Below are 23,872 nucleotides of genomic sequence, written 5' to 3'. Positions count from 1 at the left end.
TTTACGAAAACCTTCTTGCCTTTTTAGTATAAAATTATAAAGATACTAGATTTAATCGAATAGCCTCACGTACAGCTCCAACTCTACTCGTCACTCCCAACTTTGAACAAATATTTGAAACATGGGTATCCACTGTTCTCCTGCTGACAAATAAACTATTTGCTATCTTTTCATTAGAATATTCTTTTACAATCAGTTCCAATACACTTAACTCCGTATCTGTCAATAGATTATTTTCTTGCTTTTCTAACAAACCATCTGGAATAACGTGATTTCCCTTATAAACAGCATAAATTGCACTTTTAACATCCAAATAAGAACTTTCTTTGGGTAAAAAAGCTTGAATCCCAAAATCCATCGCTCTCTTATGTAACAAAGTGTCATAAAATCCTGATAAAAGAACTATCTTGGGAACTGTATTCAGAAATCTATTTATTTGACTAATAACATCAAATGCCGTTACTCCTTTCAACATAAAATCCATGACTAGTACATCTACCTTTTCATGCTTAAGACATAGAAGTAAATCTGCTACTTCTGTATAGGAACCAACAATTTTAAAATCATCTTCCTTTAAAAAATAGTTCTCCAATCCTTGTAATACTAAACTGTGATCATCAATCAAAACCAAACGAATCATTTTTCTTCCCTTCTATAGGTATCCGTATCTTCACACTTGTAGGTTCTATATTTATCTGAACATCTCCCCCCAATAAATGAACCTTCTCTACAATTCTATTTAAACCAAAATGATGTTCATTAGACTGATAGTTTCCCTTAAAAATACCATCATCTATAACTTCAATTGATAAAATCTTTTCTTTTGTAGATAAATCTACAGTAATTTCTCTAGCATTCCCATGAAGAATACTATTATTTACTAGTTCTTTAACTGTCCTTAATACAAACGTGCCCACTTTATCGTTAACTTTTTCTTCATCTATTGAAAAAGTTGTCATAATCGAAACAGTTTCCATCTTCATGAATTGGTTTAATATGCTAGTAATAGATTCTTTCAACCCTAATTCATGCACCATTAAAGGATAGATATTGGAACATAAATCTCTTAATTCAAAAACAATATCATCCAACATCTCTAATAAAGCTCCCCTATTAATGTGTTCACTAATTTCTAACTGCTTTTTATAATAAATAACCTTCTGAATTGTAGTATCATGTATAAACGTTGCAATTTCTTCCCTCTCTAATTCAGTAGCTACAAAAGTATGAAAACTACTAAAGATTCCCTCCATTTTATGGCTAATCAACATCATTTTCCTTATTTCAGGTAACAAAGCTAGCGAAAAAAGAAAAGTGTAAAGAACGAAAAAAATTGGAGAAAATTCTCTTAATAACAGACTAAAAAGAATAATTAGACTAGTAAAAAAAACGGAAAATATCAAGTTATATATGAATGGATTCCACTTCCAAGCAACATATATCATTCGCTCTAGTATCAAGTTATTCACAATAGAGAACAAAATAAGCAACAATAGAGGAATACTATAAATAAACGAAACTTCCTTACCAATCGGAAAAATATATCCAAAAAATAGAGGAAATAAGGCCAGAACTGCTAAAAATAAGGTATGAATTGGCAGCATTTCTCTTCTCTGATAGTAATTTATAAGCATCTTTAACAGTAGGATAACTAAAAAGAAAAATACTAAATAAAATACTCCCCTAGAAAAAAAGATGGTTAAAAAATCAATGGGCTGTATAAGATTATAAACATACAAAAGTTGAGTTATGAGTGAATAGCCCAGTATAATACGAGAAAAGTTAGAAATGGTTGAACCTTTTATCTTTAAGACTAACACTCTAATGAAGATATCCATGAATAATGGAAATAAAGTCAAGTATGAAATTAATAGACTACGACCAAATACATCTCCTATACTTGATGGAATAATCGATAATAACATCAGACTAGTATAAATAATAAAATAAAAATATCGTTTCCCAGTTTTTCCTCTACTTCTGCCTTTTATGTATAATCGAAATAACAGTAGAATCAGAAAAGCAATGATTGATAAAACAAGAAAGATAATTTGGCTTGATTTCCCAGATTCTATTATTAAAGTCTTTGAAATGCCTCTATCTAACACTGTCACAGAATGAAGCGGTTCAACAATTAAAAATCGAGATAATGAGAAATTACTATCTGGACTCTGACCGTCTATTTGTATAATCGATGCTCCTATTATCTCTTGATGATTTGCAAAGCTTCCCAGATTATGGACTTGTCTAACTATCCACTCATTATCATGTTTATCTACGGTGATTCCACTGTACGTTCGGTTAAAAATTGAAAACGAAAAATAAAGAAAGAAAATAAATAACAAAACCAAAGAAAATCGAAACATTTTTGACTTCATTGTTTGTAACACTCCACATTTCACTTGATATTGATGTTTATTCTACCATTTTTTCATTCAATAAGACAGGTTTTATAGTTAAATTTATTCTTTTTTCTTTCGAGATATAACTGATACAATCTTCTGGTAGGTGAAATCCTCCCCGATTTGACTTTTGAAGACAAGATAAAAATTGCCTACAAACACTTGAAACGCTTGATTAACCTCAAAGAGGAAAACGTAGCAGTTCGTGAATTCCGTGGCCTCGCTCCTCACTACCTCCGTGGAACATCTGGCATTGCTAAACTCCGTGGAGCTATTTCACAAGCTAGCACCCTGGCAGAGATTGAAGCTCTCTTGCAGTTGCATAAGGCTTAATAGATTAAAACCCGTAACTCTCTTAAAGTTGACGGGTTTTTGATTGTAAAAATTCAAATACTGAGCGCTATTATTGACTCAAAGCAACACTGGAAACCTTACCATCCGCTCCTGTTGTAATTTGGATGACTTTTCCTCCACCAATTTTGGCATTATACTTACCATCATCAAGAGTATAAGAATAGCCTTTGATAGAGTAATTTTCTTTCTTTCCATCAGAAGATTCTACTGTAAATTGACCACCTGATGAAACTGTGATGGTTTCGCCATTTGCTCCCTTCCAATTGCCCGCTGCAGCTGAGAAATCACCATCTACCATGGTTAAAACACCCTTGTAGCGTTTATTTTGCTCTGCTTGTTTGTCTTGAAGTTTGCGGTCAGTTGTAGGATCATAGCTTGATTGGTTAGATTGGGCTTGAGGAGCTTGTTGAGTTGAAGGAGTCTGAGCAGGAGTTTGTTGACTAGCCACTTCTTGACCTTGTCTTTGCTCTGGTGCAGGAGCCGCTTGTGATGGCGTTGCAGTTGCTGAAGATTGATCAGTAGACGCCTTAGTCTTTTCAGATGAAGCTGAACTTGAGGACTTCTGAGTCTTGCTTTCTTTGTTAGAAGAAGTTGCTTTAGAACTTGATGACTGGCTTGTCTTAGCAGAACTGCTTGCTTGAGTTGTTTCCTTTTTATTTCCACAAGCTCCTAATAGCAAGGTAGAAGCCAATACAGTTGCTGCCATCAATTTAACACTTGTTTTCTTTTTCATTTTTCTACTCCTTTGTAATATTTTAGAAATATAATGAAATCTTTTTGTAATGTAATTGTAACATTTAAATTTAGATATGTCAACAATTTATCTAAACTATTTTAAAAATCTCACATAATTTAGATACATTTACTCCTCCTACTCTTCTATTCGTAATAAAACAGAAAAACAGGAGATTTTCCTATTAAAAATTTGAATTTGTTTTTGTGTAATCGCTTGCACCTTTAAGTGCAAAGGAATATAATAACATTGAAATAGAATATAGGAGGTGCACTCTTATGCTAAATAAGTATTATAAGTATCTTCCTTGGTTGATTTTGGGAGCAATTGGCTCTTATCAATCAGCCGCCTACTATGCGCGAACTGCATTTGATGTGTTTTATCTGACTACAATCTTTTTGATTGTTTATATCGCTTTGTTATTTTTACATGAGAACTATCTCAAGTATCGATACAAAGACTTTTTTACTCACCTGTTGAGCAATTCTAAGAAAGATGGCCATCCCTAAAACAGTCGCAACAGCAAATCAAACTAGTAAAGGCAAATAAAGAGGTCGGGAACTTTTTCCCGGCCTCGCTTTTTATTTCAATCGATAGGTTTTTCTTGGTTTCTTTTTAGGTACTCGTTTGAGTCCGACTTCTTCTACATATTCTCCGTATTTTACGAGAAAGTTATTGCTGACGATTGGACGACCGGGGTTGATAAGATTGACCAGTTCAGTTCCTTCGTAGACAGTGAACTCCTGCTCCAGCAGATAAAGGAAGGTCGGATTCCAGTCGAGACGGCCTTGGATTCGTTTGATGGATTCTTGGATAATGGCATAATGGTCAAAAGCGAAGGCTTGCTCCTCCAACTCTACTCCCTCTAAGAAGCACTTGCCTGTCTGAAAATCGACATCTACAAAAACAACATCCTTGGCATCGTCTCCTGCTTGAACAAGTTCTAATGCACAACTAGGTAAATAAACCAAGTGGGCAATAGTCACTGTCCAGCCCCGTGGGTCACGGCCGGGGGTCGATACGGTCATCAATTGCTCAATTTTTTCCAAAGGAAGATCGAGATTGACTTCTTCTCTCACCTCACGCTGACAAGCATGCGCAGCGTCTTCGCCCTTGTCCATAAATCCTCCAACCAGAGCCAAACAGTTTTGATAAGGGTGAGCCTTGCGACGAATTAATAAAAGCTTGATCTTTCCTTCGACAAAGCAGTAGGCTACCATATCTACTGTCACACTTGGTTTTTCATATTGAGGGAGTTCCTGCTTGTAGTACCAATCCAAAAACTCCTCCTGACTGGCATGGATTTCATAATATTCTTTTTCCGTCATCCCTGCTGGAATCTTTATGTCTGCCATCTTATGCCTCCTTTCGAACTGCCTTGGTCCATTGGTACCATCCCACTAGACTGTTCAGTGTGTAAACCCAGTACATCCCTTGGATGTGGATATTTTCACCCCACCAGAGGTAAATACTAAAGAGATTAGTAGCAATCCAGAAAATCCATTGCTCACGGTAGAGACGTGTCATCAAGAGCTGACCGACACCATTGGTCGCATCGGTAACACTATCACGGAAAGGGCGAGCACTATGGATACTTTGGTAAGCTAAGCCCATACCAATCCAGATGATAGCAGTCAAGACCAAGTACTTGAGCCAGTCAAGCACAGATAATTTCTTAGCTTCAAAATGAGATTCTTCTGCTTTTCCTTGGTCATTGATACGATTGGACAGCCAAGCATAGAGACCAATCGGCTGCATGACAAAGAAGTAAACGGTCGTCAAAACTTCACCATAAAAAGTCGCATTCATGGCCAAAATCAAATAGATAGCAGAGTTAATGGCCCCAAAGAGATAATTGCTTGCACGCCCTTCTGCTACCAAGATAACACAGACAATCCCAGTCCAAGATGCAAACAAGCTCATCCAGTCATGACTTTCTGTATTTTGCGTGAATTCCAAGATCAAGGGAACACTTGACAGGACGATGAGATACAACCACTGGAAGAGGCTACGGCCGACAAAGAGATCTTTCCAGAGCAGGTTCATGATTCCTGCAAAACCGATCTTGCGGGCTTCTGCATGGACATTTTTAAAGTTTTCGATAAATTGTGTGATTTTTTCAGTTAGTTTTTTCATAATTGTCTCCTAATCTGTTTGGTAAATGGCATCAATAGCCACTTTTGCTGCTTCATAATTTCCTAGATAATCCTCAGCTAGATAAACTAGTGGAATGTTTGCTAAGTAGCGCTCCCTCATCTGGTCCAAATGCTGGGAAAAACTATGACGAATATGGTCTTCTGCCATAGTCATATCTCTAAATCCGTCATTGACATAGGAGCCGACCGGTTGCACAAAGAGAATCAAGTCCCATTTTTCCTTAGCCAAGATCGAAACAAAGAGATTATCAAAGGTTTCTCCTGATAAGTCCCCTTGGTCCTCGGTCTCCATGTAATAATCATAGTAGCCCTTAGTTACTAAGGAGTTGGTGTCAGCTATCACCAATCCCCTATTGGCATTACTGTCAATTAACTTAGAGGTCTGGTCATACTGCCCCAACAGGAGATAATAGTAATCTTTTGGAGTCAATTCATCGTCGCGGACATTGTTTTTAATCTGGTACTCACGTGCGTATTCCAAACTGACGGGTGCATCGTAATACCTTGCCAAATCCTTGGCCAGAGTGGTCTTCCCATTGCTGGCACTCCCCATAATCAATACTTTCTTTGTAAACTGACGACGGAAGGGCTGAGCGATGTTTTTCCAATATTTGCTTGGATTTTCTCGAATCATAGTCGCTGAGATTCCAAACTTTCTTTCTTGCAAAACGGTCTCAAAACCACGATTTGATAATTCTTGCTGGTAGTCTGCTTCTCCCACAAAGAAAATTAGTTCTTGCTGGGTTTCATCATAGGAAATCTCCGCTAACATTTGGTCCAACCACTCCTGCCAGCCCATAGGGTAGCGAGGAAGATTGGTTTCATCTAACTTACAAACCAAGGTCAACTCGTCACCACGAAAGGCCTCTCGGATATAGCGGAATCTTTTTTGAAGCGTTAAGCCTACCTGCTCTCCTCGGTCTCCCTCATAGCCTGAAACGACAACCCAGACCTGGTCACACTGTCGCTTCGCACGCTGAATCAAATCGATATGACCCTGATGAAGAGGGACAAAGGTCCCAAATACCACTGCTGTTTTCTTTTTCATAAATCTATTACCTTTTTATATTTTTTGATATTTTTATTATCTATGTTTTTATTATAAACTATATTTTTGTTTCGTCAATAGGTTTTTATTGTTTTTTATAAAAAAGTAGCAAAAAAGAGAATCAAGATTGCTCCTGATTCTCCATTTTTATGCAATATCAAATTTTAACTGGCCTGCTTTAACACCAATCTTAAGTGTGCTGCCTGCCACCAAATCTCCCTTAAGAAGAAGTTCTGCCAACTTGTCCTCCACTTCTGTTTGCAGGGTTCTGCGAAGTGGACGAGCTCCCATCTCTGGGTCATATCCTTGATTTGCCAACAATTTCAGTGCTGAAGCTTGTAATTTCAAGTCAATGCCTTTTTCAGCCAAACTTGCCACTAAAGGTTTAACCATAATCTTCACCACTTCCTGCATATTGTCGCTAGACAGGCTATGGAAGACTACCTTTTCATCAATACGGTTGATAAACTCAGGTCTATAAGCCTTTTTCAGCTCTTCAAACATGCGTTTCTCCATATTCTCCTGGTCAAAACGAATATCCTTAGCTCCAAAACCGACGGTCTTGTCATCCCGAAGGGCTGTCGCACCAAGATTTGACGTCATGATGATAATAGTATTTGAAAAGTCAACCTTGCGCCCCTTGCTATCTGTCAAGACACCATCATCCAAGACCTGCAAGAGAACATTAAAGATGTCTGGGTGGGCTTTTTCTACCTCATCAAAGAGGAGAACAGAGTATGGTTTGTTGCGAACCTTCTCGGTCAACTCCCCACCTTCTTCATAACCCACATAACCCGGAGGAGCTCCGTTGAGACGGCTAGCTGCGAATTTCTCCATATACTCACTCATATCAAAGCGGATAAGAGCTGATTCGTCGTCAAAAAGAACTTCCGCTAAAGCCTTGGCTAATTCAGTCTTCCCGACACCTGTAGGTCCTAGGAACATAAAGGAACCAATCGGACGCTTGTGACTGCGAATCCCTGACTGATTGCGGCGAATCGCACGACTAATGCTTGAAACAGCTTGATCTTGACCGATGACACGTTTGTGCAATTCAGCTTCCAGATTCAGGTATTTCTTAGCATCAGTCTGAGTCAGTTTTTGGACTGGAATACCTGACAAGCGACTCAAGGTGGTCAAAATATCAGACTCTGTCACCAAGTCTTTATAGACAGGCACTTCCTCTTCTTTAGCAATTAGTTGAGCAGCTTGTTTCCACTTGCCATCCATCAAGGCTTTGTCAGCTGGACTCAAACCTGAATCGTCTGCTTTTACATTTTTAGTTTTATTTTGCACTGTTGCTGCCGCTTCATCCAAGAGATCGATAGCAGAGTCTGGCAAGTGGCGACTAGTCAAGTAACGATGAGCCATCTTGACGGCTGTTTCAACTGCTTCATCTGTGATTTGTACACGGTGATGTTTCTCATAAGTCGCCTTCAAGCCTTGCAAAATGGTCATGCTGTCTGCAACACTTGGCTCTTCAATCGTCACTTTGGCGAAACGACGAGAAAGGGCTGCGTCTTTTTCGATGTGTTTTTGGTACTCTTCCTGAGTGGTGGCACCAACCGTTCTCAAAGTTCCACGCGCCAAGGCTGGTTTCAAGATATTGGCCGCATCCAGAGTTGAGTCAATTCCACTACCAGAACCCATGATAGTATGAAGTTCATCGATAAAGAGGATTACTTGGCCATCTTCTTCAATATCCTTGATGATATTGTTCATGCGTTCTTCAAAGTCACCACGGAAACGAGTCCCTGCAACGACATTCATCAAATCCAGCTCTAACACGCGCATCTTAGCCATTTCAACAGGCACATCCCCACTAGCAATACGCTGGGCAAGACCAAGCGCCAGAGCTGTTTTCCCGACGCCAGCATCTCCAACCAAGACAGGATTGTTCTTGGTCTTCCGACTCAAGATTTGAATCATACGCGAGATTTCCTTATCCCGACCGATGACTGGTTCTAACTTGCCAGAACGCGCTTGCTCTGTCAAATCATGCGTATAGTCCTCGAGACCTCCGCTCGGAGTCTGCGGCATGCCCATCATATTGGCCATAGAATTTTGCTTGTCAGCTCCTGTACGATGGCGTTGGCGTAGAGCCTTGAGGTCTTCACGAGTCCAGCCTGCACGTTCTTCTAGATTTCGACGAAGAGCAGCAATCTTGACCTGATCTTTCTTGTCTTCATAAGAAAAACCAGCCCTCTCCAAGATACGAGTCGCCAAGGCATTGCCATCATGCAAAATCGCATAGAGGAGGTGCTCTGTACCTAGCACCTTAGCATGGACCACTGACGCCACATATTCCGCTTCATCAAAAAGGACCTGCAAACGATGAGAAAACGGCAATTCCCTAAAAGTTTCATCCTGGCTGTAGTCCGTTTCAGTCAGTTCCAAAGCGACCTCTTCTAAACGGTCCATCTCATATGGATAATCATTTAAAGTCGCCCCTGCCACACTATAACTGTGATTGGACATGGCAATCAACAAGTGCCAAGACTCTAGGTAACTAGCTCCAAAATGGCCAGCAACCATGTAGGCACTTTCGATACATTCATTCAATGCTTTTGAATAGTTCATCTTACTTCCCTTTTCTATCTACCTCTTGTATGACCTGTCTTAGCATATTAGCACGAACAACTGGAGCTTCTTCTCCTAGAACTCGATCCAAAGCCACTGCTACCAGCAAATTCATCTCCTGCTTGGTCATCAATTCCTGCTCAACCAAAAGCTGTAGAATATCCTCATAAATTTCTTGACTGACCCGCTCGCCAATTGAGTAAAGTAGCTCCCTGAGCATTTCATGATGACTAGAAAACTCAATCCGTCCTATACGAATGTAGCCTCCGCCACCACGCTTACTTTCAACCAAGTAGCCTCTACTTTCCGTAAAGCGTGTCTTGATCACATAGTTAATCTGACTAGGGACAACCTGAAAGGTATCTGCCAACTGACTCCGTTGCAACTCCACAATTCCAGATTGATCTAAAATCGCCTTGATGTAGGCCTCAATATGATCCGATGTATTTTTAAATCTCATTACAAACCCACCTCTCTCTTTAAACCTTGACTATCTTTGACTATTATACCGAAATTTTCTCATTTTTAAAAGAAAAAGGGCGCTGGTAAAGGATAATCTTCACCAACTCCCTATTTTTCTACTTATCTAAGCCTAATTCTGCCAAGATTTGACGTTTGTAGGCAATCTTTTGGACTTCCTTGTCCTCATCTTCAGACCAATCTAGTTTAATTTCTGAAACAATCTGCCCAGGGCGATTTTTCAAGATATAGATGCGGTCGCTGAGACTGAGGGCCTCCTCGATACTATGCGTGATGATCAAGGTTGTTAGCTGCAACTGCTTGTGAATCTCAAGGTACCAAGCGTGTAGTTCCATCTTGGTCATCTCATCCAAGGCGCTAAAGGCTTCATCTAAGAGAAAGAGTTTGTGACCGAAAAGATAAGTACGAAGCAAGGATAAAAAGTCCTCAGAAATAAATCTAAGGACTTAAATAACGATGTGTTGGTTTGCTCACTTAATTAGTCTACTTAATACTATTCAATTATAGTTTACTTTGAAATGTTCTTAATCCTCTCTATAAATTTTTGAATCGCATTCAGCTCTGCAGGTCTTAAATGAGGGTACGCCTTAGTCCTCCCCCCATTTCGTTTAATATGTCCAAATTCAAGTAAATGAGTAAGAGATCCGTATTTAAAACTATATACGACCCAAACTCCATTTCTCACTCTTTTCTTACGCCATCCTTTTGAATATTTACCTGTTCTTTTAGGGCTAGTTTCCCTTAATTCTTTAACTGTTTCTTTAGCGACTTGCTCCGCAATTTTATCAACTTCTTCATTAACCTCTTCACAATATTCTTCTAAAATATTTGCTAATTGTGCTGCTAAATCCATTTTCTAAAAACTCCTTCTATTTTTTTAAAATATCAACTTTTTACCCCCTTTTTGGTTGACAGCTTCCGACTTGGAAAAAGTTACCGCTCCCGGTACCTAAAATCAACGAAAATGCTTTACAAAGTGGGGGGGAGTGTCAATATCCTTTCAGTTCTATAAATCTTTTAGCGATTACTTTTCTTCGACTATTTATATAACGAGTAGTTTTATTTAGTTTCTCTGCCACGTCTTCCCAGGTCATCCCAGCTTCTAAAAATCTCATTTTAAAAATGACTAGATCACTTTCAATTAAGTTTTCCACCAAGGTATCTACAACTAGTTTGAAGCCTTCTAAATATCTTAGTGTTTCGTCTTCTTCAATTCTAATTATGGTTGCTTCAGTAGGACTTGACACTTTCTTTCCTTTACCACCTGTATAATCTTCATCACTATGTTTCTTATTATGTATCAGTTCCTGTCTTCTCAAATAAATTTTATTAGCAATCGTTCTATATCGCCCTAACTCAATATCTATCCCGTCCAGGTCTCTGTTACTCAGTTCATACATAGTCAAGTACCTCCACTTCAATTTTAAAATTTTCTTATCTTGCATTCTGTCAAACTGACAAAAGCTTAAAAGCCTTTCAACACTCCACTTACCAGGTATCATTGTTTTAAGTTTGACAACTCTTCAATATGACAATTTAAAGAAGTATCCCTATAATTTATTCCTCAGTTTATCATATCTTACATTCTGTGAAACTCAGTCCATTCTGTAAACCCCTGATATACCTTGCTTTCAAGCTATTACTTCTTTTCAGTTTATGCTTAATTTGTTATGTGAAACTTAGTAAAGCATAAAAGTAGGACTAGCGATATCTCTTCTGTTTAAGCCATATATCACTAGCCTTACTTAATTTGTTCCCTATTTTTCTAAATACACTCTGATATCCCGATATTCCTTAGAAAAATTCATCCATCCGCTAGAATCAGGGGTGAAGAATGGTAGGACAGTAAGCGGACTTACTTCTGTTCGATACGGCGATAGAGAATGTTTCTGACTTATTTCCCTGACTACACCTGTATGGATTTCTTCTACATCCTTCTTTAGTTCTTGAATTTCATCATATGCGTCCAGAATTTGTCTAAGTTTCTTTCGGTATTGTTTGTAGATCTTCTTAGTTTCCATCCGTTGCTTAGTCTCTTTAAAAATGTATTCAAAGATGACTGCATTAGCTTCTGAAAAATCACTATCAAATTTTTCCTGAAGGCCATTAATAGCTTTTTCCATCTTTTCCAGCTGCTCTAAAGATTCTAAATTATTTGACAAAAAAGAATCTATGTTCTCAAATGAAACTGCTTGATTGCCTAACAGGCTTTTCCTTTTTTCGCTTAACTGTTCTCGTGCTGAATTAATCTTACTTTTTTTATTATCTAGATCATCCAGTGTTTCAAATACTTGATTAATATCCATTTCTTTCTCCTAGTTCCATTGAATAAAGTAACCACAATCTTCTTCAACTTTTTTTACATCAAATCGGGTATGTAAAATCAACCGTTTTCCAAAATAGTCATTCGCATTCACCCAACTAAGTGTATCTTTCTTGCGATCAAACAAAGTAACAAAGTTTTCTAGATCTCCGATAAAGCCTTTTTTGTCACCTTTATTCCCTAATGTTGTATCATCTACAATTAAAAAGTTATCTACAAAGAATGTTTCACTTGTCCCTGTCTCTTTATCAACTTTAAGAAGATAATTTCCTGAAGTGTCTTTCATTTTGTCTAAGACATTAAATAGTGATTGACTAATAACCATAGATACATTGCGCTCTGGATTGATTAAAGAAACAATAGATTTCAAGTCGTCCATACTTGTAGCAGTCTGCACTTTCGCAGTTTGGAGAATTTTCCCAATCTCTCTATTTCGTGTTCTACGTTTTAATTTAATAATCTTCTTACCAAGAAAATCCGTTAAATTATATTGGCCATCATCTAACTGTTCCTGTGAAAAATCAAGTTTTCCACTGAATAATTTAACTAAGTAATCAACGCTGATAGTTTTCTTTTTATCTGCTTCTGTTCTCTCAACCGAATTTTCACTAACTTCTTGTAATGAATCAGATTCAAAGTCAGTTACTTCATACTTCCCACCACGGGTACGAGTCTCAATAACATTTACTAGATCAACCAGTTCTTTACGTTGATGTTCATCTTCGTAACTATCAAGGATTGGTTTTTCAATGAGTACATGATTATTTTCTACGTTCATTCCTCTAGTGTTATAACCTGTACTTCGGATATAAGCTTCTAGATTTTCTTTTTGTTTAACTAAGTTAGTTGTCATTTTTTTGCTCCTTTATCTTTTAATATCTGATTTTTGTTTATAATTTTTTCTAAAATTATTTGCTCTTAGCTTTTCTTTTATGACTCTCCGAGCCTTTAGAATCATTTTTTCTAGATTTTGATTTGTCTTGTTTGTTAGCATATTTTTCTAGTATTTCTTGTTTCCGTTGTTCTAAGCTATCATCTTCTTTTTTACACTGAGAAAAGATTTTCTGTCTTTTATCTGGATCCATAGAAAACTTATTGGCTACTACATACCCTAAAGAAGTATCTCCTGACATCTCCCTCACCCCCTTTCTATGCAAACAAAAAGGGACATACCACTAGCATTATATGCTTACGGTATGTCCCTGAGTTGTTCTCAATAGACTTATTTTTTAGTTTCTTTTTTGACTAGATGAGTAAATTTCCCATCTGAATAGAATAAAGTAACTTCTCCAAAACTTGGAACTTTTTCTATTTCTATTATACCACATTTTTCGTAGACAACAAAGCCTTTTTCTGTTGCAAATCGCATTTTATCATCATTCATTGATATTCTCCCCTCACTGTGTTTATAGTGTATCTTTTATCTTTGATCGTAAAAGCCTTGAAAGTGTTCCCTTCTAAACCTTTCAAAATTCTACTTGAATTTCTAGCATTGTATACCGTCCGCAGTTCACTACTATCTAGGTTCGTGTTGAAAATCGTAGTTTCTCGATTATTGATAATATCAAACAAGAAATCCTGTTCCCAATCGCTCTTAGGGGTTACCGTGCCATTTTTTGCCCCCAGGTCATCAATGATTAGAAAATCAACATCAACAAGCTTTTTAACCGCCTCATACTCTGTTAAGTTTGCATTTCTGCCATAAGCCCAGCCTTCTTTTATCTGCTTGATAATCTCGGTTAAGCTGACAAACAAGACACTCTTAGGCTCGTTCTTCTCTCTGAAGCTCTCATTGATTTCTTTGGCCAAGGCAAGCGATAAATGACTTTTCCCTATTCCTGTGCTACCACTGATTAAAGTATTTCCTGTCATACCTGCAAGGTACTTATGGGCTTGCCCCTTAACAAACTCTAACATCTGACGCTCCTCTGTAGTCTTAACAAAGAAATTCTCAAACGTCGCTCCCTTCAACTCGTTAGGAATCGTACTCTCACGCATTAAGACATCATAAGTTTTAAAGTAGGCTTGTCTGTCCTCGAACTGCTGTAATAAGTCTTGCTCTTTTTGTTTAATCTCTCCCTTCATACACTCCGGGCAAAATGCTTGTACTTTTCTTTCTGAACTCCCTAACACCGGTACAGAAATTTCCCAATAATTTACCTGGTGAATATCGCAAACCGTATCCGTTATTTTTCTGTTATTAAATTCTTTAAATTGTTCCTTCATCTGTGCAACTCCTAAAATGGTAGATCTGGGAAGTTATCTTCGGACTTCCCTTTTATGGTTTTAGGCTTTTGATTCAAATAACCATCAAACTTAGAACCGAAAAGTGTTTCTGGTCTCAGATATTTAGAAAATTCAGGACTGTCCTTCCATTCTGCCGTTTTAATATCTATCACCTGTTTAAAATCTTCAAGTGTATAGCCTTCTTTGAATCGTGCCATTATCGGCTTCAAGTTTTTGTCCAAATATTTATAATTTTTCCCAACTGTATGATTCAGATAAGCTAAAGGTATTCTGATTAAATATTTTTCAGGACGTCCTTTAGTTACCTCATCAATCATACTCGGAGTTAACCAATTTGGGAAAGTAAAGTCAGGTTTACCTGACAATATATATTCTTTATATAACTCTTTATCTTTATGTAACTCTTTATCTATCTCTATCTCTGTTGGACACAAGTTGGAATTTATCCCACTCTTTTGGACATTCTCCAATCTTGCCACATTTTGGGCTTGTTTTCGCTGTTCACGTTTATATTTAGCCCAGTTCGTTTCACTTTCGACCATGGCCTTTGCTTGTGACAATGTAGCATGGCCATCATCATCAATCTGAATCAGTCCGCATTTTGTAAAATATGCTACTGTCATATTTATATCATCTTCAGAAACATCCAGTTTTAAAGCTAATTCCTGTACCAAGCTATCAAAATATCCTTCATAGTACAAAATACAATCATCTTCTAAACTTTCCAACATAAGACGGATATAAATAACTGTCATAGTGTAGCCACCAGGCATATTTTTCAGTCGTTTAATAAAAAGATTATCAAAAAACTTCTTATCAACTTTTAACCAAAAATATATTTTAGTCTTTGCCATCATCTACCCCCAGAAACTTCAAAATATCTGTAACTTTGTAATAGACTTTTCTAGTATCTTCTAGTGGTGGTTGGTAACGTCTTAGTCCTGCACCTTCCCACTTTTGCAAGGTTTTGTATTTTATATCTAACTCGTCCATGGCTTCCTGTGCTGACATTAAACCAGTTAGTCGTGGTTTAGGTCTTTCTCGGACTGCTAGATAGTTTTCTACTACTGTGCTTATTCTATTAGTCAAATCATGTTCGCTTTCTTTACTCAAACTAAACATATCCTTCCACCCCTTTCAGTGTTAAATTCATTCTATCCCTCATTTTCTAAGCTGGTTTATGAAATATCATTTGCCCTTTTATTGCCCTATGTAAAATATCTTCCTGATCCTTTATGATCATCTCAATAGTTTTAAGAACCTTATATCTTATCTCTTTATCCGAAAGTTGATTATCTAATATTCCTAAAATTGTTGATAGATTTTTTATATTACCTATATACAAATTTATAAAAGTCTCTTTAGTTAAGCTTGACTTATCTAGCTTCTCTTTAAAATCAGTATATAAATTTACTTCACAAGTCATTTAATCGCTCCTTGTTTATTGATACCTGCAAGCTGAATATAACGCCCATAGAAAGGGTTTAAATCTTCACTAGGTATTTCTCCCAGTTTCCTGTTTTCTCGCTCCAGTTGGGCGCTCTTTTTACGGTCTCGATGGTTTAGGTAAATTAGAAAGCCAATCAAAATCACGGTAAAAATAAGCGCCTGTGTATTACTTAAATCTAGTTCATTCATGCTATGCCCTCGCTTTGTAATTCTTGATATATAACTGTTGGGCTTGATGTTCCATCTTTTGGAAAGCTTCAACTTCCTTGATAGATACTTTGTTATCTAAAAAATCAATAATAAACTGTAATAGATTTGGATTGTTAACCTTTAAATCAGCCATAAAATCATCAATTTCTACTTGAGTCATTTTCATTACATCTGGAATTTTCATCTGACTTGTACCCCAATTCTTCAAAATTCTCACAATTAAGGAGATAAACTGCAATCCCGTCCAACTCTCTATAGAGTTGTTCCATCTGGTCACGAATAACGCCTAACCCCTCTGTCATCTGTACAGATAAGATATCAGTATCTACTCCGTTATTTTTCACTATTATCAGCGAATTGCTCAACTGTCTAACTAATTCAATTCTGGGAAGCACATCTCCAAGTCTGCCCCCTTGCTCTTGAATTTTCTTTATGTTTAATGTCATATTGTTTTCCTGTGCCTTTTTCCTGCTTTTTCCTATACCAGATTACCACCACTCCAAACGCTGGGCGATTGCCCCTAGTTGGCGAACGCTTGTAGTGATGTTTCGTGGGTAATCACCCTCATTTTTGCTAAACAAGTGCTTAGAATCTCCGTGTCAGCACTTGATTTCAAAACCTTATCTAATTGCTTGCCTGCTCTTCGGTTTTTCTTTAGGTATTTGATAGAATAGATATTTTTTGCTATAATCAAAGCATAGAAAAAATTTCTATATCCTTAATCTTGTCGCTTGCTCTCCTCGGTCAAAATTTGAGCAAGTGATTTTTTTATTTTCTTTTTTGCATGACTACTACCTGACTGTGGTTTATAAAGCAAGTCTTTACTTTCGATAAGATCCAGAATCCAGCTGAACCCCTGCTCCACCGTTTCAAGAAATGCGCCAAGGTCTTCACTGTCCAAATCCTCGTAGTTCATACAAAGATATTCGGCTAGTTGTCTGTCTTTCTCAACTAGCTTTTTAAAATCCTTGGAATACTTAGGAATTTCTAACCCTTTGGCATTTGTAACTGTCTTAAATTCATTTTCCATTTTCTATACTCCTATACTTTAAAAATTAATTCCTTAATTTCTGAATATCCCCTATTCAAGTTAATCATCGCTATTGCCATATCTTCCAAACGCTGATAGTTTGTCAGTTCATCACTGGTTAAACTGTCAATACCATTTCCACTTTCTCGCTCTTGCATGAGTTGAGACTTGTTTTTCCCTGTAGCTCCCTTTAGCAGTAAGTTTGTAAGTGTACTATAGGCATGCTTGGGCGCTTTCTCCCATGTTTGAATAGCTTCAGTTAAACTTTTACGCTTTGGCTTTTCCAGTTCTCTTTGAAGGTAGCGTTTAGAAAGCTCCTCTCGCATTTCAAAGAATGCTTTGACTAGGTTCTTCTTAAACTCCTTTACGGGTTCTGTATTTCGTAAGTAAGTGATCAGCAATGTCGCTTGTTGCTCGTTCAAAATATAATCCCGTACATTTTGCCCACTCTCTGAAGGTGAAATTTTAAATTGCACCTTTCCGAAGCTTTCAAAGTCCTCTCGGTGCTTATTCAGCAAAATCTTCAAATGTCTGTGCTTAATTTCAGCGCATTCTGCAACGATACTGCTCAGTGTATACGGCTCTTTCTTGCCGTCCATATAAACCAATTCCATTGGTTCGCTCCTTTCTTCTTGTCACTCGTGCTTGCCACCTAAAACAGTACCAAAGTAAATCATTGAGGTAGGGAAAATTTAGGAGAGAATAAACCCCTACAAACCCTTGATACTGCTATAGGTAGCAAGCAAATTACACTAGCGAATATTTAGCTAGATTCGTTTATCAATCCCCAGTGGTAAAGCACCACATGAGAAATCTGTATATGTAGAGTAGTATTGCGATTAGATCACCCCTTTTGTTCTTCTATGGGAACGTTTTTATCAAAAAAAATTCCTAATTCATTAACACCATAACCTAAAATATTGCCAAATTCAGCAAGTTCATCAGCTCCAAATGGTACTATCCCATTTTCTCTTTTTGCATATGGCGTACGGGATCTCCATCCCATTTTCTCAGCCACCACGTCCTGAGTGTACCCTTTGGCAATACGTTCAGCTTTTATACGTCTCAAATTTAGTTCCATTATTATCTTCCTTTCTATTAAAATTCAAAATACGTTCCCGAAAGAGAACAAAGTTATTGTAACTCTTTTGTTCCCGTTTGTCAACACAAAGATGCATTTTTTTAACAAAAAATATTTTTTAATGTTCTTCTTGTCCTTTTCTGGGAACGATGATATAATTAAAAAATATAGAAGGGGGGATACAAATGCGTTCTAATGATGAAATTATAGATATTATTATCTCCGAAAAAGAAAAAAAAGGATTCTCTCTTAGTGAATTAGCCCGTAGAACTGATATAGCAAAATCTGCTATGTCTAGATACTTAAATAAAACCAGAATGTTTCCGCTAAATAGGGCTCAAGATTTTGCTAATGCTTTAGATATATCGGTTGACTATCTTTTAGGATATAACGAAGAACAAATGAATGAGCAATTAAATAATTTGATTACAGACCTTGAAGAAAAATTAACACAATACCGCGAGCAATACGATGTAATGAAAGAAATACTATCTGAAAGGTTACAATACTTAGATCAAGTTCTTCATGAAGATGAAATCCATAGAGGAAAAGCTATAACTACTTTACACACTATCAAAGCACTTGTAGATAGCAGTGAAGAAATGTTTGAGCTTATTTTATCTATTAAGGAAAATCACTTTAAATCTGAAAAACTAAGATTGATAATCGAAACTATCAATCAAACGAACGAACTTATAGAAAAAAACAAAAACAATGAATCCCCTCAAAAACTAGACCCCTCAGATAAACAATAGTAACTCTATTCCAAAGGTTCATTGTGCAAAAGATAGGGTATCAAAATCTTTTATCAGAAAACATCAGAATATAGGAATCCACTTATGAAAAAATTACTAAGTACATCAGCTATTTTACTTTCTGCTACCGTTCTAGTAGCTTGCTCTAACAATCAATCAGCTACCAAAGATAGCTCGGAGCAACCAAAAACGGAGCAAAAAAACACTACTTCAACAAACGTTAAAACCAAAGTAGATAACAGTAAATACGACAATCTAATTTCTGAAATCAAATCAAAATTAGATCCTGAATCAACTGGAGCAATAAGCGTTAAAATTCAAAATAACGTAATCGATTCAGATTCATCCGAACCACATGATACAATCATGATTTTGCTAACTGGAACGGCTAAAGATAACGCAAAAGAGACTATGGCCGCAATCAATTCAAATTCTGCTACAACTAATCAGCAAAATGCAATTACCGTATTTCGGATGTCTATATCTGAGTTTGCTAAAAAACTACCAGACGACAATACTACTCTTTCCCTTGGATATGAAAAATCCGCTGATCAATACGACTTAATCGCAAAATCTTCAAAACAAAAAGATTTTATCCCTGTTGGCTAAATCATCGTCAATTAAAAACTCCCCCATATTCGCCAATAGAACCCCTATTTCTAAGGTCTATTGTGCAAAAATTGGAAAAATTAAAAAACACACACCACATAAAAGTCCATATAAAACCCATATTCGCCTTGTTTCCTACTCTGGTATAATTTATCGTCTGACTTCTTCAAAGAATCACTGGACTATGAAATAACACAGAAGGGACAGTTTTAGTACTGGACTACTTTTTACAAAAAATAAATTAGAACACCTACTAACGAACTCATGATACAAACTAAGTATCTGAAATTTGTTGGTAGGCCTTAAGAGGATATTATGTCAAAGAAATTATCTAAAAAAGAAGCGTTGAACTTTAAAAATGAAATGCTAGCCCAATTTGATGACTATCTAACCGGATTGATTGAAGGAGAACAAAAAGCTAAAGCGGAAAAAATTTCTTATTGGATTTTAGATTGGATGACATATTTGGAGAGAGAAGAAAACTTTTCTCCTAACAAAATGCTAAAATACAAGCGCGGAAGTATTGTAAAAGTTCACTTAGGATTTAACGTCGGCAGTGAAGAGGGAGGATTACATTACGCCATTGTAATAGACGCAAACAATGACCTTAAAAATCCTGTTTTTACCGTTATCCCTCTCACGTCAGTTAAGCCGCATACTGATATAAAAAAACTTGGCAAAAACCAACTTTTTATAGGTGGTGAGATTTATGAGAAACTAACTCAAAAGCTCAATAAACTCCTTGAAAAATTAAGCAGTGTTCAATTGCCAGAAGCTACAGAAGCCGAATTAGGTGAATTTCAAGAAGAACTCGCTTACGCAAAACGAATTAAGGCGGAGATTGATAGAATGAAAACTGGAAGCATTGCTCTGATTGGTCAAATTACTACCATTAGCAAGTTACGCGTTTTTGATCCAAGAAATAAATTCGGAGTTCTTAAAGGAATTCGTGTTTCGGATGATATTCTTGATAAGATTGACGAGCATCTTCAAAATAATTTTTTCAAAAAAACAAAATAATATTTGACATTTTAAAAAAACAGGCTTATAATAATAGTACATAGCTCCTTGCGAGCATTAAGAAGACGTTATCCCCTTGCGGATACGAGAGCCTGTTCAAAGAACGGGCTCTTTTTGTAAATAAAAATAATGTTCCAAAACGCAATATAAGCCTGTTTAAGAGTCTTGTTTCCTATTCTGGTACAATTTACCGTCTGACTGTTTAAAATCGAAAATAGGGGCATTTTCGTAGCTCCTCGCATGGTATAAACTCCAAAACCTTTTCTAATTGCTTGCCTGCTGATGGAAAAGGAGTTAAACCCATGAAAATTACACAACACACGAAAAAAGACGGATCAGCAGTCTACCGCTCCAGTATCTATCTTGGCATTGATTCTGTAACTGGTAAGAAGATCAAGACTACCATATCAGCACGAACAAAGAAAGAACTCAGAAACAAGGTCACCCAGGCTAAGGTAGAATTTGAGAAAAACGGTTCTACACGGAAACAACGCTCACATATAACAACCTATAACGAACTTGCGGACTTGTTTTGGAAAACCTACCAGCATACCGTAAAGACTAACACGCAGATAAAGATAAAAGGCTGCTTAAATAATTACCTCTTGCCCTCATTTGGTACTTACAAACTAGATAAACTTACACCTGTCATTATCCAAACTCAGGTAAATAAATGGGCGGATGAGTACAATCAGGACGGAACGGGGTATAAAGAATACAATCATCTTCACGCCTTAAATAAACGTATTCTACAGTATGGAGTTTCTATCCAGGCATTAAACAATAACCCTGCTCGTGACGTTGTCATTCCTAGAAAGATAACAAGAGATAAACAAGAAATTAAATACTTTCAAGATCAGGAACTTAAAAACTTCCTCTCCTATCTCGATAACCTGGAGAATACCTTTATCAATTTCTATGATACTGTGCTTTATAAAACGCTCCTAGCTACTGGGCTGCGCATCCGTGAATGTCTTGCCCTGGAATGGTCTGATATTGACCTGCAGAACGGAACGATCGATATTAACAAAACACTCAACATTTTAAACCAGATAAACAGTCCTAAGACAAAATCAAGCTATAGAGTTCTAGATATCGGTCATAAAACAGTACTCATGCTTCGTCTCTACCGAGCAAGACAAGCAGAAAACGGTAGAAACATTGGCTTAACCTATGAGAAAGTATTCTCTGATAGCTTTGACAACTATGTCAATACTCGAAAGGTTGATTATCGCCTACATAAGCACTTAAAAAACGCTAACTGTACTGATTTAGGCTTTCATGCTTTCCGCCACACTCACGCTAGTATCTTGCTTAATGCTGGCCTGCCATACAAGGAAATACAGACACGGCTTGGCCATGCAAAAATATCTGTAACTATGGATACTTACAGCCATTTATCAAAAGAGAACCAAAAAAGAGCAGTCTCATTCTTTGAAACTGCCCTCGAAAAAATAAAAAGTTCTTAAAAAAGTCCACAAAATAAAAAAAGCGATACATAAAACCCTTATGTATCAACGATTATAGAATGATTTCGGTATAATTGACTATTATACCGAAATTTTCTCATTTTTAAAAGAAAAAGGGCGCTGGTAAAGGATAATCTTCACCAACTCCCTATTTTTCTAATTATCTAAGCCTAATTCTGCCAAGATTTGACGTTTGTAGGCAATCTTTTGGACTTCCTTGTCCTCGTCCTCAGACCAAGCTAGTTTAATTTCTGAAACAATCTGTCCAGGCCGATTTTTCAAGATATAGATGCGGTCGCTGAGATTGAGGGCCTCCTCGATACTATGCGTGATAATCAAGGTTGTTAGCTGCAACTGCTTGTGAATCTCCAGGTACCAAGCGTGGAGTTCCATCTTAGTCATCTCATCCAAGGCACTGAAGGCCTCATCCAAGAGAAAGAGCTTGTGACCGAAAAGGTAGGTCCTGAGCAAGGCTACACGCTGGCGCATTCCTCCACTGAGTTCATGAGGGTATTTATCTCTTACAGCTGTCAGCTGGAAGGTCGCAAGGATTTCATCCGCGCGAGCAATGGCTTCCGCCTTATCCACTTTTTGAATCAAGAGGGGCAGAATAATATTGCCCAGCACCGTCTTGTGCTCCAAGAGCAGGTCCTTTTGCAACATATAACTCACGCGCCCCTTGGGATTTTCTTCACCATCAAGGACAATTCTCCCTGACTGAACTTCTAAAATCCCCGCAATTAAGTTGAAAAGCGTAGTCTTACCAACACCACTTGGGCCTAGGATAGAAACCACTTCACCTGAAGTCACCTGCAGGTTGATATTCTCTAAAATCCTATCTTGTCCATAGGCATAACTGACGTGTTCTAGTCTAATCTCTGTCATTATTTCACAAATTCGTTGGTGAAGCCTTTGTCTGTCAAGTCTTCTTTAAGGATACCATTTTCTTTATCCCATTTGTAGAAGGCATTCCAGCGAGCTGCATCAAATTGCCCCCATTTTTCCTTGTCGCTTGCGTATTCTTTTGACAAGTATTTTTGAGATTCGATGACAAAGTCACGTTTTTCCTTGAGTTCAGGTGCATTTTTGATGAGGATATCAGCTGCTTCTTCTGGATGCTCCATAGCATATTGGTAGCCTTTTTTGATGGCTTGGATGACTTTACGAGCTTCTTCTTTATTGTTTTTCAGATAGTCGTTGTTTGCGATGATAACTGGTGAGTAGTAGTCAAATTCTTTAACGTAGTCTTTCAAGTACATGAAATTAGCATCTACACCTTGAGATTTTGCAAGGATACCATCCCAACCGTAGTAGATCCAAGCAGTATCAAAAACGCCATTGGCAATCGGTGTGATCGAGTTTGAATCGTTGTTTGGTACTTTTTCGACTTTCTCAAAGTCCCCACCTTGTGATTCTACCAAGGTTTTCAACATAGCAAGTTCAGTTGGGTCATTCCAAGTTCCGTATTTCTTACCAACCAAGTCTTTTGGACTGCTTACATTGTCAGATTTACGAGAAATGATTCCTGATGTATTGTGTTCTACGATAGCTGCAACGGCAGTAATTCCTGCCCCTTTTTCCAATTTTTTAGCCATATAGTCTTGGAAATAGACTGCAAATGGTGCCTTACCGTTAATAACCAAGTCAGAAGAACTTTCTTCTGGTGGCAATTTCAAATCAACATCCACACCAGCTTCCTTGAAGTAGCCTTTTTCCTTAGCCACATAAAGCCCTGTGTGGTTGGTATTTGGTGTCCAGTCTAGGATAAAGTCAATCTTCTTAAGTTCTGCTTCTTTGTTGTCCTTGGAAGCAGTTCCTTGACCACAGGCCACAAGCACAACAGCTACAAGAGCTGTTACAAGCGTTAAAAACACTTTCCATGTTTTTTTCATTTTGATTTCCTCTTTTCTTTTTGAAACATTCTAA

31 protein-coding genes and 2 pseudogenes are annotated in these 23,872 nt (G+C 37.3%); 6 read left to right on the top strand and 27 right to left on the bottom strand.

The genetic code is table 11. The annotated features are described in order from the left end of the window. Window positions 1-34: 34 nt before the first annotated feature. Both QM409_RS02015 and QM409_RS02010 read right to left on the bottom strand, forming a co-directional pair. A complete protein-coding gene (locus tag QM409_RS02015) occupies window positions 35-640 on the bottom strand; it encodes a response regulator transcription factor (RefSeq protein WP_033689555.1) in 606 nt (201 codons plus the stop codon). After that, a complete protein-coding gene (locus QM409_RS02010) occupies window positions 618-2,378 on the bottom strand; it encodes a histidine kinase (RefSeq protein WP_070528360.1) in 1,761 nt (586 codons plus the stop codon). The genes QM409_RS02015 and QM409_RS02010 overlap by 23 nt, the downstream gene beginning before the upstream one ends. Window positions 2,379-2,507: 129 nt before the next feature. Here QM409_RS02010 and QM409_RS02005 point away from each other — a divergent pair. Next, window positions 2,508-2,735: pseudogene (locus QM409_RS02005) on the top strand (tRNA dihydrouridine synthase DusB); the annotation flags it as partial. Window positions 2,736-2,805: 70 nt separating this feature from the next. Here the strand turns inward: QM409_RS02005 and QM409_RS02000 are convergent. Continuing rightward, complete coding sequence (locus QM409_RS02000; protein ID WP_261030061.1) at window positions 2,806-3,489, bottom strand: hypothetical protein; 684 nt, start codon at window positions 3,487-3,489, stop codon at window positions 2,806-2,808. A gap of 278 nt (window positions 3,490-3,767) precedes the next feature. Here QM409_RS02000 and QM409_RS01995 point away from each other — a divergent pair, with 278 nt between their 5' ends. Beyond that, a complete protein-coding gene (locus QM409_RS01995; RefSeq protein ID WP_261030062.1) occupies window positions 3,768-3,998 on the top strand; it encodes a hypothetical protein in 231 nt (76 codons plus the stop codon). Between the two features lie 72 nt (window positions 3,999-4,070). Here the strand turns inward: QM409_RS01995 and QM409_RS01990 are convergent, their stop codons facing one another. From QM409_RS01990 to QM409_RS01885, 22 genes and pseudogenes are all read right to left on the bottom strand, one after another. Then, window positions 4,071-4,844, bottom strand: a complete 774-nt coding sequence (locus QM409_RS01990; protein ID WP_261022641.1) for an NUDIX hydrolase — start codon at window positions 4,842-4,844, stop codon at window positions 4,071-4,073. A 1-nt stretch (window position 4,845) separates the two neighbouring features. Continuing rightward, on the bottom strand, window positions 4,846-5,625 hold the full coding sequence (gene pnuC, locus QM409_RS01985) for a nicotinamide riboside transporter PnuC (RefSeq protein ID WP_261101634.1): 780 nt from the start codon (window positions 5,623-5,625) through the stop codon (window positions 4,846-4,848). Window positions 5,626-5,634: 9 nt separating this feature from the next. Further along, window positions 5,635-6,693 carry an AAA family ATPase gene (locus QM409_RS01980; RefSeq protein ID WP_414305057.1) on the bottom strand — a complete coding sequence of 353 codons (1,059 nt, stop codon included), beginning with the start codon at window positions 6,691-6,693 and terminating at the stop codon, window positions 5,635-5,637. Between the two features lie 147 nt (window positions 6,694-6,840). Next, window positions 6,841-9,273 carry an ATP-dependent Clp protease ATP-binding subunit gene (locus tag QM409_RS01975; RefSeq protein ID WP_414305056.1) on the bottom strand — a complete coding sequence of 811 codons (2,433 nt, stop codon included), beginning with the start codon at window positions 9,271-9,273 and terminating at the stop codon, window positions 6,841-6,843. Between the two features lies 1 nt (window position 9,274). Then, a complete protein-coding gene (locus tag QM409_RS01970) occupies window positions 9,275-9,733 on the bottom strand; it encodes a CtsR family transcriptional regulator (RefSeq protein ID WP_004261972.1) in 459 nt (152 codons plus the stop codon). Window positions 9,734-9,851: 118 nt separating this feature from the next. Beyond that, window positions 9,852-10,172: pseudogene (locus QM409_RS01965) on the bottom strand (ABC transporter ATP-binding protein); the annotation flags it as partial. An 89-nt stretch (window positions 10,173-10,261) separates the two neighbouring features. Then, window positions 10,262-10,606, bottom strand: coding sequence for an HK97 gp10 family phage protein (locus QM409_RS01960; protein ID WP_414305055.1), 345 nt, complete (start codon window positions 10,604-10,606; stop codon window positions 10,262-10,264). A 136-nt stretch (window positions 10,607-10,742) separates the two neighbouring features. Then, on the bottom strand, window positions 10,743-11,153 hold the full coding sequence (locus tag QM409_RS01955; RefSeq protein WP_414305054.1) for a DUF722 domain-containing protein: 411 nt from the start codon (window positions 11,151-11,153) through the stop codon (window positions 10,743-10,745). A 357-nt stretch (window positions 11,154-11,510) separates the two neighbouring features. Continuing rightward, entirely contained in the window at window positions 11,511-12,059 is a 549-nt protein-coding gene (locus QM409_RS01950; RefSeq protein WP_414305053.1) for a hypothetical protein, read from the bottom strand. 9 nt (window positions 12,060-12,068) lie between these two features. After that, window positions 12,069-12,929 carry a phage major capsid protein gene (locus QM409_RS01945; RefSeq protein WP_414305052.1) on the bottom strand — a complete coding sequence of 287 codons (861 nt, stop codon included), beginning with the start codon at window positions 12,927-12,929 and terminating at the stop codon, window positions 12,069-12,071. Window positions 12,930-12,984: 55 nt separating this feature from the next. Further along, a complete protein-coding gene (locus tag QM409_RS01940; protein ID WP_265479565.1) occupies window positions 12,985-13,209 on the bottom strand; it encodes a hypothetical protein in 225 nt (74 codons plus the stop codon). A gap of 89 nt (window positions 13,210-13,298) precedes the next feature. Further along, window positions 13,299-13,460, bottom strand: coding sequence for a hypothetical protein (locus tag QM409_RS01935; protein WP_000997172.1), 162 nt, complete (start codon window positions 13,458-13,460; stop codon window positions 13,299-13,301). Further along, entirely contained in the window at window positions 13,457-14,302 is an 846-nt protein-coding gene (locus QM409_RS01930; RefSeq protein ID WP_414305051.1) for an ATP-binding protein, read from the bottom strand. The genes QM409_RS01935 and QM409_RS01930 overlap by 4 nt, the downstream gene beginning before the upstream one ends. A gap of 11 nt (window positions 14,303-14,313) precedes the next feature. Beyond that, window positions 14,314-15,177, bottom strand: a complete 864-nt coding sequence (locus QM409_RS01925) for a conserved phage C-terminal domain-containing protein (protein WP_414305050.1) — start codon at window positions 15,175-15,177, stop codon at window positions 14,314-14,316. Beyond that, a complete protein-coding gene (locus tag QM409_RS01920) occupies window positions 15,164-15,445 on the bottom strand; it encodes an XRE family transcriptional regulator (RefSeq protein WP_125393817.1) in 282 nt (93 codons plus the stop codon). Before QM409_RS01920 ends, QM409_RS01925 begins: the two co-directional genes overlap by 14 nt. Before the next feature lie 46 nt (window positions 15,446-15,491). Continuing rightward, on the bottom strand, window positions 15,492-15,749 hold the full coding sequence (locus QM409_RS01915) for a hypothetical protein (protein WP_125393816.1): 258 nt from the start codon (window positions 15,747-15,749) through the stop codon (window positions 15,492-15,494). After that, the gene (locus tag QM409_RS01910) at window positions 15,746-15,961 is read right to left on the bottom strand and encodes a hypothetical protein (RefSeq protein ID WP_414305049.1); all 216 of its coding nucleotides are present in this window, start codon (window positions 15,959-15,961) and stop codon (window positions 15,746-15,748) included. Before QM409_RS01910 ends, QM409_RS01915 begins: the two co-directional genes overlap by 4 nt. A 1-nt stretch (window position 15,962) precedes the next feature. Continuing rightward, on the bottom strand, window positions 15,963-16,115 hold the full coding sequence (locus tag QM409_RS01905; RefSeq protein ID WP_372236819.1) for a hypothetical protein: 153 nt from the start codon (window positions 16,113-16,115) through the stop codon (window positions 15,963-15,965). 7 nt (window positions 16,116-16,122) lie between these two features. Then, on the bottom strand, window positions 16,123-16,428 hold the full coding sequence (locus QM409_RS01900) for a hypothetical protein (protein ID WP_414305048.1): 306 nt from the start codon (window positions 16,426-16,428) through the stop codon (window positions 16,123-16,125). A 272-nt stretch (window positions 16,429-16,700) separates the two neighbouring features. Next, the gene (locus QM409_RS01895; protein WP_414305047.1) at window positions 16,701-17,012 is read right to left on the bottom strand and encodes a hypothetical protein; all 312 of its coding nucleotides are present in this window, start codon (window positions 17,010-17,012) and stop codon (window positions 16,701-16,703) included. Window positions 17,013-17,023: 11 nt separating this feature from the next. Continuing rightward, entirely contained in the window at window positions 17,024-17,626 is a 603-nt protein-coding gene (locus tag QM409_RS01890) for a Rha family transcriptional regulator (RefSeq protein WP_414305046.1), read from the bottom strand. A 230-nt stretch (window positions 17,627-17,856) separates the two neighbouring features. Further along, window positions 17,857-18,093 (bottom strand): helix-turn-helix domain-containing protein, encoded by a 237-nt coding sequence (locus QM409_RS01885; RefSeq protein ID WP_414305045.1) that lies wholly within the window; start codon window positions 18,091-18,093, stop codon window positions 17,857-17,859. Window positions 18,094-18,278: 185 nt separating this feature from the next. Between QM409_RS01885 and QM409_RS01880 the strand changes: the two genes are divergently transcribed. From QM409_RS01880 to QM409_RS01865, 4 genes are all read left to right on the top strand, one after another. After that, on the top strand, window positions 18,279-18,848 hold the full coding sequence (locus QM409_RS01880; RefSeq protein ID WP_414305044.1) for a helix-turn-helix domain-containing protein: 570 nt from the start codon (window positions 18,279-18,281) through the stop codon (window positions 18,846-18,848). 84 nt (window positions 18,849-18,932) lie between these two features. After that, the gene (locus tag QM409_RS01875; RefSeq protein ID WP_414305043.1) at window positions 18,933-19,457 is read left to right on the top strand and encodes a hypothetical protein; all 525 of its coding nucleotides are present in this window, start codon (window positions 18,933-18,935) and stop codon (window positions 19,455-19,457) included. Window positions 19,458-19,772: 315 nt separating this feature from the next. Then, a complete protein-coding gene (locus QM409_RS01870; RefSeq protein WP_261076659.1) occupies window positions 19,773-20,477 on the top strand; it encodes a type II toxin-antitoxin system PemK/MazF family toxin in 705 nt (234 codons plus the stop codon). A 302-nt stretch (window positions 20,478-20,779) separates the two neighbouring features. Beyond that, window positions 20,780-21,946: a tyrosine-type recombinase/integrase gene (locus tag QM409_RS01865; protein WP_414305042.1), complete on the top strand. Its 1,167-nt coding sequence runs from the start codon at window positions 20,780-20,782 to the stop codon at window positions 21,944-21,946. A 156-nt stretch (window positions 21,947-22,102) separates the two neighbouring features. Here the strand turns inward: QM409_RS01865 and QM409_RS01860 are convergent, their stop codons facing one another. Both QM409_RS01860 and QM409_RS01855 read right to left on the bottom strand, forming a co-directional pair. Continuing rightward, window positions 22,103-22,831: an ABC transporter ATP-binding protein gene (locus QM409_RS01860; protein WP_414305041.1), complete on the bottom strand. Its 729-nt coding sequence runs from the start codon at window positions 22,829-22,831 to the stop codon at window positions 22,103-22,105. Next, window positions 22,831-23,838: an ABC transporter substrate-binding protein gene (locus QM409_RS01855; RefSeq protein WP_414305040.1), complete on the bottom strand. Its 1,008-nt coding sequence runs from the start codon at window positions 23,836-23,838 to the stop codon at window positions 22,831-22,833. Before QM409_RS01855 ends, QM409_RS01860 begins: the two co-directional genes overlap by 1 nt. Between the last annotated feature and the right edge of the window lie 34 nt (window positions 23,839-23,872).

The sequence above is a fragment of the Streptococcus mitis genome (genome assembly GCF_047465045.1).
Taxonomy (GTDB): Bacteria; Bacillota; Bacilli; order Lactobacillales; family Streptococcaceae; genus Streptococcus; species Streptococcus mitis_DT.
This window is presented reverse-complemented; position numbering and strand designations above follow the sequence as displayed.